Genomic DNA, 12,316 nt, shown 5'->3' with positions numbered 1-12,316 from the left:
AAAATAATTAGGTATGCAAATACCTAGGAGGAGGACTCGTGGAAAATATACAAAATAAAAATGAAGCGGTTATATTACATTGTAAATCTGAACTACAAAGTAGTCTACCGCAAGAACAAACCTTTAATATTATGCTGGGAGGATGTGTGATTAAATGGATAAGTAAAAAACATACTGAAGAAAATATTAGTTTGAAAGGAGCATTAGACCAAAACAATATTATAGAAGCCGTAAGAAGTGCTTTAAGTGATATTGAACGGAAATACTTTGAATCTAATGGAGCTTTAAGTGGATTGCTGGATGGAATTTCAGCGTCAGAAGATAGATTAATTGAAAATAAAGTGAGGCATGTAATTAATATTATAGACAGCATTGAGTTTAATTCAGTAGATGAAATAAGAAATTTTATTAACCAGGTAGCACTTAGTTCATATAAGTTTAAAACACCTAAGTCAATAATCAAGCTTACTTTAGGAATAAATGACTTTAAGAGTAAAATAGAGTTCGCTGAGTATTGTTCAGGAATATCACAAATTGCAATAGATGTGTTTGATAAATTAAATGCTAATGGAGCAGATAAGGGAACTTTTTACTATGCAGAGGAAATAAATACTAATGCATGTATAGTTGCAAAATTATTAATGGTTATTAATGAAATTGATAATTTTGAAATAATAAATAAGGATACTTTATCAACAACTGATAATAATTATAAGTTTGATCTTATTTTTTCTGACATCCCCCAATCAATGATTTGGAATAGCGAATCAGCTTATAATGATCCGAGATTTAAATATGGAGTACCCAATAAATCAAATGCAGATTGGGCATTTTATCAAAATATTTTATATCATTTAAAAGATACGGGATTAGGAATAGCTGTAGGTACAAAAGGAACTCTAGTTAGAAGCATTGATAGGGATATAAGAAGAAATGTTATAGAGGATGATTTAATTGAAGCAATTATTACATTGCCAGCAAATTTATACGAGGAAACAGGAATTGGAACTGAATTAATTATATTTAATAAAAATAAATGTGTGAGTAGAAAGAATAAAATTTTATTTATAAATGCTAGTGCGTATTATATTAGATTAACTAGAAATCAGTTAACTATAACAGATGAAGGATTAGAGAAAATAATATCAACATATAAAGAAGGAATTGAGGAATCTCACTTTAGTCAATTTGTTACTTTAGAAAAGATAAGAGAATATAACTATACTTTAAATTCTATGGAGTATTTGGATTTTGATGTGTTAAAAAACACTTTTGATAATTCGGTTATCTTAGGAGACGTAGCACAAATTACAAGAGGAGTTCAAATATCTAAGGATGATTTGAAAGTATTATCAAAAGCATCTACACATTATCTTCTAAATATAAAGGATCTTGAAGATGGAAAAATAAATTATGATGAAACTTCAAAGATTACAAGTAAAAGATTTGATTGGATAGGTAAATATGATATAAAACCAAATGACATAATTATAACAGCTAAAGGCTCATCAATAAAATTTGCTATCGTAGATGATGATTATAAACAGTCATTTATTAGTGGAAACTTAGCTATAATACGTGTTAATAGAGAAAAATATAATCCATATGTATTGTATGAATTTTTACAAAGTGAAGTAGGAAGTAAGATGCTGGAGGGAATTCAGACAGGAACAACTGTCAAAATATTAAATCCTTCTAAATTAGAAAAACTAGAAATACCTGAATTGGATGTTAATTTAATGAATGAAATTGGAGAAAAAATAAAAGATAATAAGATTCAATATGAAAGGACTATAGAGAATGCAAAAGTTAGATTTGAAGAAAACAGAGAAAATTTCAAGAATATCTTAAAATTTTAATATATAAGTAAGAGTGTTTTGCACTAGTACTTTATAGCAAATCTATATTAAATAATAAAAACATAATGAAAAATACTCTTATAGATGTTGGTAGCATCTATAAGAGCTGATTAGTAAAGCCAATCATAAGCAATATAATATTATCATAGTTTTTTTACAGATTTCAATATTTTATGGCTAATAATCTCATTGTGTTAAAAGGAGAAGAATAAAAAATATAAAATGTCCAATAGTAAAATATTTGATTGAAATTAGAAGCCATTGTTTTAATAATTTTTAGGTTTAATTTGTATAGCAAGATGAATATACAAATTAATTTCGAAATTATTTGAGTTAAATTACCTAGAGAGTAGTAAAGAGTGTGTGGCAGCAAAATAAAAAAGTTAAAGAGGGGTATAAGAAATGAGTAGAAAAAGAAAATATAATATATATAAAATTAAAAAAGAAAATGAAGTATCATTAATTAAAGAATTAACTGAAAAGAAGCTAGAAATTATAGGGGAAACAGAGATTGATGGTCATAAGTTAGAGTTGTATTTTTTACAAAAGGATAATGAAGGGAGTATATGGTGGGTAGAACAATATAAAAGCATATTTAAAGAATTAGATTCGGCAGATTATAGTAGAAGTAATTTGTATGGAGTTATTATAATTAAAAATGATAATTATATTTATGCTGTAAGTTACGGCAATTCGTACTTTTATTTGCAGAAGTACTGTGATTATAATTTTGGGTTAGATTTAGCTGAAAGACTTGTAGATTCAAGTGGTGTTCATTCTAAAGTATCGAAATACTTCAATATAAATAAAAGTAAGGAAATAGTAGTTTATAATAATAATATTAATTTAGAATTCGATGAGGGGGAAGCAACATTTTATGTACAAGCAAAACCTATTGATACAGATAAGTTCGGGAAGAACGTTAAGTTTGGATATTCTGCAAGTTTTCAGATAGATATTGAAGTTAGTGAATTGATAAATTTTATAAAGGAGATAGAATTGCATTTAATCCAACCACCTAAATTTAAAGTTCCTAGAGTAAAAGTCTTGAGCGATAAAATAGATAAAGATCTTATAAATGTATTAGATGAAGAATTGTATAATGATATAAAAAATAGAGATTTAAATGTAAGGTTTGAGTTTTTGGGATTAGTTGGGACCAATTTAATTACAGAAGACAATATCAGCTATAAACTATATGTGAAAAATAGTAGTAAAAGAGAAAAAGTAGATACTTTAAATGTGGATATAGTAAAAGATTATATTATAAAAAATAATATTGATAGTAAGAAGTTTAATGATATTAGAATTAGCTTTGAATCTGAAACTAATAATATATATAGTAGAAATTTAAAAGAAGTAATAGATTATACAATTGAAAAGAATGGAAAATATTATTGCATAGTAAATGGAAAATGGTCAGAGTTCAATGAATCTTATATTGAATATCTTGAAGAAAATTTAAATAGGATAAGTAGTGAAATAGAAAGTAACAGTGAGTATAATTTTAAGGTGGATAAAATAGAAGAATTAAAAAGGATATGTAAAGAAAAAACGGATTATAATGAATTTGTGTATAATAAGTATTATATGTGCGATTACGGGTTTGAATGTTATGATAGAAATTTTATTAAATATGGAAATGTTGATGTTGAATTAGGAGATTTATATAAAGATAATACTTTATATCATGTTAAAATAGGTGAAAATGGTAAATTGATTTATGCAATTGATCAATCTACACTTAGTGTGAAAGTGTTAAAGGATCCAAATAAAAGGGAAGAGGTTAATGGAAAGTTATTCAATAGAGAAATTAAAAGTATAGGATTATTATTTATATTTGACTCTAAAACTATAATTAAAAATAATAGTATTAACCTTAATAGTATAAAGTCCATAATTTTTAAAATGAAAATTATGGAGTGGTATCATTGTGTTAAAGAAAACAATTTCGCTCCGAAATTATTAATCAATTTTAAAGAATAGAAACAACTTTTAAGTTGTCATAAGATCTTCAATGCAAAGGTTAAGCTAACTAACTTATTATCTAGATACAAATAGAGAAAAATTGTATTTGTAAATTATTCTTTTAAGTATTGATATTACTTAACTTAAGGAATGATCGGAAGAATTAAAATTTCCACCCATCTTCCGACTATCAATAAGATATGCAATATTATTTTAAATTACAATATGTAAAGGGAAGATATTTGTAATCTGAGGTTCGATTTATTTTCAATGAGTAATAGATATGATGAAATACTCTAAATTATGATTTTATAAAATTATTCAACACGCAAAGCATGTGGAAACATATTATTAAAAATAAGTAGGTGTGGAAAGTAGAAGAAAATTATTACTTCAACTTTTCAACTTAAGATACATAATGTAAATAGAAATTTCGTTAATAAGCACTGATAGTATAATAAAAATTTCTGACATTTTTCCTATCACTGGTAAATATACTAAAACTGGAATGCGGAACTCGGCTTAAGGTTTATCTAGAACATTAGAATAAAATCAACAGCCTAAAAGATTTGAAAAATGTTTTTTAGCTTAATAGTTTTCTTCAGCTATTATTTTTATCAGAAATAATAATAAATTTTATGCAAATAGTAATTAAAAAATATTTAATTTTATGTCATAAGAAATTTGTTAATAAAGTTATCATCAATATATCTTAACAATTAATGTAAGATATAATTGCAATTATAGCTAATATTATTTAATGTCCAAAAGGAAAATATTAAGATAAGATGGATTTATTTATAACTAGAATGTTACAAAACGCTATGAATAGCATGATTACAGGGTTTAGAGGATTAATTACTGGTAAATGTAGGATTTGGTGCAGAAATGGGAAAAGAAGTGAGAAACGCATAAAAAAAGCTGTACTACAAGGCATCTAAGCCAAGTAATACAGCAATCCACCAAAACAAATGGTGCCGCTGGCCGGATTCGAACCGGCACGATATCACTACCAGAGGATTTTGAGTCCACCACGTCTGCCAATTCCATCACAGCGGCATGTAAACTGACAAAAATTATTCTACCATGTCTTAAAGAATATTTCAATAGGTATTTTTAATTTATTTTTATTTTTGGAAAATTAATTTATAATATCCATGTAGAAATACATAATGAAAGTATTAGACAATATTTTATCTAATTAAAGTTAATATAAGATTTTTATTCATTTGTAGTTCGGATTTTCAAATAAAAGTAGATAAATGTGCATAAATTTTTAAATAAAGGTTGTGGGGAATCAAATCATTTGCTAGAATAGGAATAGGGAAAAGTGCCCCACTGGGTTATTTTATGCCCAACTACAATTTTAAACTTAGAAATAAGATTTAATAATTTGTAATTATCTATTAATTAGGGAGGAGCAAAAATATATGATGTATTCAAAAGAAGTTGAAGAAATGTGTGTACTTGCTAAAGGTCCTAATCACGGATCAGCGCCAATTCCTGTAGAAGGAAGATGGGTTCAATCTAAAGAAGTAACTGATATATCAGGATTAACTCACGGAATAGGTTGGTGTGCACCACAACAAGGAGCTTGTAAATTAACATTAAACGTTAAGGATGGTATAATCCAAGAAGCGTTAGTTGAAACAATTGGATGTTCAGGAATGACTCATTCAGCTGCTATGGCTTCAGAAATATTACCAGGAAAGACTATATTAGAAGCATTAAACACAGACTTAGTTTGTGACGCTATAAACACAGCTATGAGAGAATTATTCTTACAAATCGTTTATGGAAGAACTCAAACTGCATTCTCAGAAGGTGGACTACCTATCGGAGCAGGACTTGAAGATTTAGGAAAAGGTTTAAGATCTCAAGTTGGTACTATGTACGGAACTTTAGCTAAAGGACCAAGATACTTAGAAATGGCTGAAGGTTATGTTACTGAAGTTGCTGTAGACGAAGATAAAGAAATCATCGGATATAAGTTTGTTAACTTAGGAAAAATGATGGAAAGCATTGCTAAAGGTATGGATGCTAACGAAGCATTAGAAAAAGCTAAAGGTCAATACGGTAGAGTTGCTGACGCTGCTGAATTATTAGACCCAAGACATAAATAATTATTTGTAAAGGAGGATTATTAAAATGGCATTATTTGAAAGTTATGAAAGAAGAATTAACCAAATCACTCCAGTACTAGAAAAGTACGGAATGAAAACTCTAGAAGATGCAAAGGCAGTTTGTGCTGAAATTGGAGTGGATCCATATACAATTGTTAGAGAAACTCAACCAATCGCATTTGAAAACGCTGGATGGGCATACGTTTTAGGTGCTGCTATAGCAATAAAGAAAGGTTGTACTAAGGCTGCTGATGCTGCTGAAGCAATCGGAGAAGGACTACAAGCATTCTGTATCCCAGGATCAGTTGCTGATGATAGAAAAGTTGGTTTAGGACACGGAAACTTAGGAGCTATGCTTTTAAGAGAAGAAACTAAATGTTTCGCATTCTTAGCAGGACATGAAAGCTTTGCTGCTGCTGAAGGTGCTATTAAAATAGCTGAAAAAGCTAACAGAGTAAGAAAAGAACCATTAAGAGTTATCTTAAACGGTCTTGGAAAAGATGCTGCATTCATCATTTCAAGAATCAATGGTTTCACATACGTTCAAACTCAATTTGACTACTACACTGGAGAAGTTAAAGTAGTTAAAGAAAAAGCATACTCAAACGGAGAAAGAGCAAAAGTAAGATGTTACGGTGCTGACGACGTTAGAGAAGGTGTTGCAATCATGCATAAAGAAGGAGTTGACGTATCAATCACTGGTAACTCAACTAACCCAACAAGATTCCAACATCCAGTTGCAGGAACATACAAGAAAGAATGTATCGAACAAGGTAAGAAATACTTCTCAGTAGCATCAGGTGGTGGTACAGGAAGAACTCTTCACCCAGATAACATGGCTGCAGGTCCAGCTTCTTATGGTATGACTGATACTATGGGAAGAATGCACTCAGATGCACAATTCGCAGGATCTTCATCAGTTCCAGCTCACGTTGAAATGATGGGATTAATCGGAGCAGGTAACAACCCAATGGTTGGTATGACTGTTGCTGTAGCTGTTGCTGTTCAAGAAGCTTTAGCTAAATAGTCTGAAAATCAAGGTTTTACTGGTTTAAGAGTGAATTAATTAGCTAATATAAATACTCACACTATATTAATTTAATTATTAATGGGTGTGGGTATTTTTTTATACATGATTTTAGTACCCACGACTTTAGGAAGGGGTGCTATTTTTTTATGATAAAAATGAATAGAAAATATATTGAATATTTGCCAGTAGATTGTACTTATTTATTCTCAACAGTTCAAGGTGAAAAATGAAAGAGAGAGGACTTACAAGAGCTATAGAAGACTACAACAAAAGCAAGGGAATAGAACGTACATCAATTCACGCCTTTAGGCACTGGTGGGCAAAAAAATCAGTATTAAAAGGTGTTAATATAGTTCGATTACAACATCTATTGGGACATTTAGAGATTTTAAAGCGCTACATTGAGATGTTAACAGAAGATTTGAATTACGAAAATATTGCACAAAATCCTTTGGAATCTATTAAGTTGGAAAATTCTAAAGGGAAAAATATTAAGTTAAGAAAGTAGGTGTTGATATGCAAGTAAACATTAATCATAATAAAACAACTAATGGATTTAATGAAAGAATAATTACATTAGACATATATGAATTGAAAGATTAAAAAAGATTATTAAAACTTTAAAAAACTAAAAAAATAGATAGATTATTACCATGTTATAGCCTAAGTCCTTCATAAGGATATGGCATTAGAGCGGTTTAGGGTAACTTAATCGGAGGTAGTCAAAATATTGAAAGATATGATATGTAGTAGGGAGTTGACGCATATAAAAAGACTATACATAGAGTTTTCTATGTAAATTATGTTTGCAACGGTACGTGATTCGTATACACGTCGAGGCTCTAAAGAGCGATATTGTAATTTCTTCAGTATTTTTTTGAGTTGCTGGAGAATTGCGTCTAACTCAGATAAAAAGCGTATAGTTACTTAGGTATGAAGTCAAGCTTAACTTTAAAAGTATTCAGTAAATTACAAGTCCTTTAGAAAGACTTCGAAACTGAATAAAGTTGTTTTGAATTATGTACTTCATGAATTTCCTTATTTTTATAATATGCAACAATATGTTTGTCCAAATTTTGTGATAGTATAATCATAAATTTATTACTTGGGGAGAAAAAACTTAACAACTTATTTAAAATAGATTTTCTTAGGAATATTCTATATTTTAATTGAAATAATTTAAAATTGTTCACAATAATACCTCTTTTTATTTAATTTGATTTAACCCGACTTTTACATTTTATAACATAAGAGGAAACTAATCAAAGAAAATCGTATTACAAATAATGATAATTTTTTACGATAATATTACAGGATAAAAATATAAATTAAATAGATTTATATAATTTATTTAAATGGAAAAGGATAACTTGTTTTATTAGCCAAGTTATCCTTTAAAAGATTATTATATTTTTTTAATAAGTAGAAGGACAAATATTTAATAAGAAATTATCTTACATTATTATTATAGCAAATAGTCATTACAAAATTATGTTAAATATGTTAATTAAATATAAACAATTTCTTAAATAAATTTAAGGCTTGGTAAACAATTGAAGAAAAAAACAACCTGCTTAGGGGAGCAGGTTGAACTTATAAAGGTAAAATACATTTACCAATACGGGGGTAAAATAATAATGCTTTAATTATTTTACAATTACTATTATAAAATACAAATATTAAATAATTCTTTATTACTTATTAAATTAATGTGAATAAATTAATAATACACTACAAAAAAAGATGACTTACTTTAGGGGGATAAGTCATCTTTGATAGGAGTTTTATAATATGTTCTAGTCACTTTACAATAATATTATAGGATAAAATTGTAAATTGTGTCAATATATAAATTCTATAATAAAAAATAAAAAGGATAATCTGCTAGGGTGCAACAAATTATCCTGAATACTGTGTTATATATATTTAATAGGGGTAAATATATATGAAAAAAAGTTTTATCAACCTTATGTCTTTATTATAAGTGGTATTTGTGACAGTATTATGTCAAGTTAATAAACTTAATATAAACATTTTATAAAGAAAAATCAAATAATACAAATATGTTTATATGTTCCTAGGTAAATTTATTCATAGAAATATATTTACCTAGAAACATAGATACAAAGAAAAATATATACATATATAAATATTTATAGGAAACATGCGGGTTAGAGGTGAAATTTAAAAATGGTTTTTAAATAATAGCTATCTTTTGAATTATTATTTATGCTAAAATTATACATAAAAGGTATATTTATAAATGGTTGTGATATAAGCAATAGAGATGTTATAAAATGAGCTTAACGGGAGGAAAGAAAATGGCTTCGAATATAGAGTTTGTAGAATATGTATGCGAACAGATAAGTGGTGCAGGAAGAATAACGTATAGAAAAATGTTTGGAGATTACGGAATCTACTGTAATCAAAAAATAATAGGATTAATATGTGATAATCAATTCTTTTTAAAGATAACAAAAGGAGGCAGAAATTTATTATGTGAAGTTATAGAAGCCCCTGCTTATGAAGGAGCAAAACCTTCCTTTTTAATTGAATCTTTAGATGATAGAGACTATTTAACTGAAGTTGTATCAGCAACCTATGAAGAATTGCCAATGCAAAAAGTTAAAAAGAAAATAAAAGGGAAAAAATAATAGGGGTGAGGAGTTTGAAAAGGGCGAGAGTAGCAGAAATAACAGCAGAATTTAATTCTAATATAAAATCGGTTTGGAATATAGTAACAAATAATAATGACTATAGTTGGCGTAGTGATATTAAAAAAATTGAAATTTATAATAATGGTAAAGAATTTATTGAATACACTCATAACGGGAATGCTACAAAGTTTATTATATCCAAAAAGGATGAATATAGTGAGTATGCTTTTAATATGGAAAATAAAATGTTTACTGGATTTTGGAAAGGTAGTTTTTCAGAAAAAGAAAATGGTGGAACTAAAATAGTATTTAAAGAGAATGTCTTTATTAAAAATCCTTTTATCAGGATTCTTTCATATTTTTTTATGGATTTAGGGAAAATACAAAATACTTATATTTCAGATTTAAGAAAGAAGCTGGGTGAGTAATGAATATTAGAGAACAAATAATTAAGAAATATTTTAAATCTTGGTTAGATAATAATTGTTCAGTATTAAAAGATATTTTTGATTCAAATGTAAGTTATAGCGAATGTTATGGTCCTGAATATCATGGAATAGACACAGTTACAACATGGTTTAAAGAATGGAATAAACGTGGAAAAGTATTGGTTTGGGATATAAAGCAGTTTATTCATCAGGGGAATATATCAGTGGTTGAGTGGTATTTTAAATGTAGATATGATGGAGAAATTGAAGAATTTGATGGAGTATCGCTTATTGAATTTAATGGTGATAATTATATCGTAAGCTTAAAAGAATTCCAATCTAAAATTCCACATTATTATCCTTATAGTAATTAAATTATGGTTTATATTGATAAGTTACATATAAGGAGAAGCTATGAAAAGTTCTGAAGGGCAGCTTAAAAATAGAGTTGTATGCAATTATAGAGTAGATAAATGAATATACTAATTTAAATGAAGATTAATTACTAGAATTATTGAAATTAATCTTTATTTAAATTATTTTTTATAAGTTATTGACACATTCTTCCTAAAATGCTATTCTAACAATAGAATAGGTGGGTGGAATGAATATGACACAAATTGAGGTGATACTTTTATCACTTTTATATGATAAAGATTATTATGGATACGAATTTGAAACTGTAATAGAACAAAGAAATATGAGAGGGTGGACGGATATTGGATTTTCGTCAATTTATAATTCTTTGAATAAACTTGAAAAGAAAGGCTATATTGGTTCCAGATATGAAAAAGAATATGGTTCGCCTAAGAGAAAAGTATATTTCATAAAAGAAGAAACCAAAGTGATTATTAGGAATCAGATTATAAAAATGATAAGCGAATATAAGAATGACCCTAGTGAATTTGATATAGGCTTATTATTTTCTTATTTAGTGACCAAGGAAGAATTTAAAAAAGCTTTAATTAACCATAAAGAAAATTTGAAAGATAGAAAAGAATTCTTAAATAAAAGATATGATCAGCATCCTACAGCAAAGGAGAGGCCACATATAAAAGCATTGTTTGAAAGACCAATAGCATTTATAGATACTGAGATTTCTTGGATTGAAAACTTTATTAATGAAAATTTTTAGACAAAGCTGATTATAGTGGAGGGGTGCTATATGGTGGGCAAGGAACAGTCCAAACTGCTATTGCAAGTGGTACTCCTATTGTTGGATTTGCAATGCAGCCAGAACAGCAGATAAATCTTGATAATGTAGTAATGAAAGGTGCTGGAATACGAATACCAATTAACAGATGGAATGCACCAAAAATACAATTGGCTATAAGAAATATAATTAAAGACACCTCATATAAAGAAAATATAAATACATTAAAAACTTGTTGGAATCCTCAGATGGTAAGAAAAATTCAGCACTTGCTATATGGGATTATATAATTAATAAGTTAAATTAACAAAAATGATTGGAGGATAAGAGGATGAGTGATATGTCATCAGTTAGTAATGCGTTTAAAACTTTTATGAAAGAGGCACCAGAGTATCAGGAGATATGGATGGAGACAGTTCAAAAATTAGATTCAGTGAGTAAACTTGATTCGAAAACAGAGGAACTTGCATATATTGCAGTTTTAGCGTCTTCAAGACTTGAAGGTGGTCTGCCTTTCCATGTTAAACATGCAAAATCTCTTGGAGCAACAAGGGAAGAAATAATAAGTGCTGTTTTAATCGGATTACCAGCCGTAGGTAATATAGTAATTCAATCATTACCAATAGCAATTAATGCGTATGATAGTGAATAAATATGGAGAATTTATTTTAGTTTCAAGTATTATTTTTATAGAATAAAATAATATTATATTAAAATAATAATATTTATAAAATATTACAGGTAACTAGATAATTTTTTAACGAATATTTTATGTAAATTTAGATTAATAATGATTTTAAACGACATGAAATTACAGATATATTGATGCATTTTGTTATAAAACATCAATATATAGATGAAAATGTAGTACGAAAATACGTGAAATTATGTTGGAATATGGTAGAATATAAGTGGGTATAAAAATAGGGTATAAAAATATAGTTTGTGAGAGATGGTAATCACCAAAAAAGGCTAAGTAGTTAATACTTAAGCCTTTTTTTGATATTGAATTATATGATTGTCAAATATTTAACTTACTATATGAATATAGAGTGACTTTGATATAAAAAGTTACAAAATTTGTCATGAGATTAAAGT

12 protein-coding genes and 1 tRNA gene are annotated in these 12,316 nt (G+C 27.7%); 12 read left to right on the top strand and 1 reads right to left on the bottom strand.

Annotated features, from left to right (window positions below; translation table 11 throughout):
- The first annotated feature begins 38 nt into the window (after nucleotides 1–38).
- From L1S46_RS18870 to L1S46_RS26405, 3 genes are all read left to right on the top strand, one after another.
- Nucleotides 39–1,859: an N-6 DNA methylase gene (locus tag L1S46_RS18870; protein ID WP_238900706.1), complete on the top strand. Its 1,821-nt coding sequence runs from the start codon at nucleotides 39–41 to the stop codon at nucleotides 1,857–1,859.
- A 402-nt stretch (nucleotides 1,860–2,261) separates the two neighbouring features.
- The gene (locus L1S46_RS18865; RefSeq protein ID WP_238900705.1) at nucleotides 2,262–3,845 is read left to right on the top strand and encodes a DUF6119 family protein; all 1,584 of its coding nucleotides are present in this window, start codon (nucleotides 2,262–2,264) and stop codon (nucleotides 3,843–3,845) included.
- Nucleotides 3,846–4,636: 791 nt separating this feature from the next.
- Complete coding sequence (locus L1S46_RS26405; protein WP_275299029.1) at nucleotides 4,637–4,768, top strand: hypothetical protein; 132 nt, start codon at nucleotides 4,637–4,639, stop codon at nucleotides 4,766–4,768.
- Between the two features lie 31 nt (nucleotides 4,769–4,799).
- On the opposite strand, the gene L1S46_RS18860 is transcribed toward L1S46_RS26405, so the two are convergent.
- A tRNA-Leu gene (locus L1S46_RS18860) sits at nucleotides 4,800–4,886 on the bottom strand.
- Nucleotides 4,887–5,257: 371 nt separating this feature from the next.
- On the opposite strand from L1S46_RS18860, the gene L1S46_RS18855 reads away from it, so the two are divergent.
- The 9 genes from L1S46_RS18855 to L1S46_RS18815 all read left to right on the top strand — a co-directional run bounded on the left by L1S46_RS18855 (nucleotide 5,258) and on the right by L1S46_RS18815 (nucleotide 11,870).
- Entirely contained in the window at nucleotides 5,258–5,950 is a 693-nt protein-coding gene (locus L1S46_RS18855) for a nitrogen-fixing protein NifU (RefSeq protein WP_011968823.1), read from the top strand.
- 25 nt (nucleotides 5,951–5,975) lie between these two features.
- The gene (locus L1S46_RS18850) at nucleotides 5,976–6,977 is read left to right on the top strand and encodes a GGGtGRT protein (RefSeq protein WP_238900704.1); all 1,002 of its coding nucleotides are present in this window, start codon (nucleotides 5,976–5,978) and stop codon (nucleotides 6,975–6,977) included.
- Between the two features lie 229 nt (nucleotides 6,978–7,206).
- Nucleotides 7,207–7,488: a tyrosine-type recombinase/integrase gene (locus L1S46_RS18845; RefSeq protein WP_238900703.1), complete on the top strand. Its 282-nt coding sequence runs from the start codon at nucleotides 7,207–7,209 to the stop codon at nucleotides 7,486–7,488.
- 1,813 nt (nucleotides 7,489–9,301) lie between these two features.
- On the top strand, nucleotides 9,302–9,634 hold the full coding sequence (locus L1S46_RS18840; protein ID WP_011968825.1) for a TfoX/Sxy family protein: 333 nt from the start codon (nucleotides 9,302–9,304) through the stop codon (nucleotides 9,632–9,634).
- A gap of 14 nt (nucleotides 9,635–9,648) precedes the next feature.
- Nucleotides 9,649–10,065, top strand: a complete 417-nt coding sequence (locus L1S46_RS18835) for a hypothetical protein (protein ID WP_011968826.1) — start codon at nucleotides 9,649–9,651, stop codon at nucleotides 10,063–10,065.
- Nucleotides 10,065–10,439, top strand: coding sequence for a nuclear transport factor 2 family protein (locus L1S46_RS18830; RefSeq protein WP_087701479.1), 375 nt, complete (start codon nucleotides 10,065–10,067; stop codon nucleotides 10,437–10,439). The genes L1S46_RS18835 and L1S46_RS18830 overlap by 1 nt, the downstream gene beginning before the upstream one ends.
- Nucleotides 10,440–10,675: 236 nt before the next feature.
- Entirely contained in the window at nucleotides 10,676–11,200 is a 525-nt protein-coding gene (locus L1S46_RS18825) for a PadR family transcriptional regulator (protein ID WP_105412198.1), read from the top strand.
- Nucleotides 11,201–11,223: 23 nt separating this feature from the next.
- Nucleotides 11,224–11,508 (top strand): nucleotide disphospho-sugar-binding domain-containing protein, encoded by a 285-nt coding sequence (locus tag L1S46_RS18820; protein ID WP_039769023.1) that lies wholly within the window; start codon nucleotides 11,224–11,226, stop codon nucleotides 11,506–11,508.
- 41 nt (nucleotides 11,509–11,549) lie between these two features.
- Complete coding sequence (locus tag L1S46_RS18815; RefSeq protein WP_039769022.1) at nucleotides 11,550–11,870, top strand: carboxymuconolactone decarboxylase family protein; 321 nt, start codon at nucleotides 11,550–11,552, stop codon at nucleotides 11,868–11,870.
- Nucleotides 11,871–12,316 lie beyond the last annotated feature (446 nt).

It is taken from the genome of Clostridium sp. YIM B02500 (genome assembly GCF_022324665.1).
GTDB classification, from domain to species: Bacteria; Bacillota; Clostridia; order Clostridiales; family Clostridiaceae; genus Clostridium; species Clostridium beijerinckii.
The sequence above is the reverse complement of the archived record's forward strand: the minus strand, read 5'-3'. Positions and strand labels throughout refer to the sequence as shown.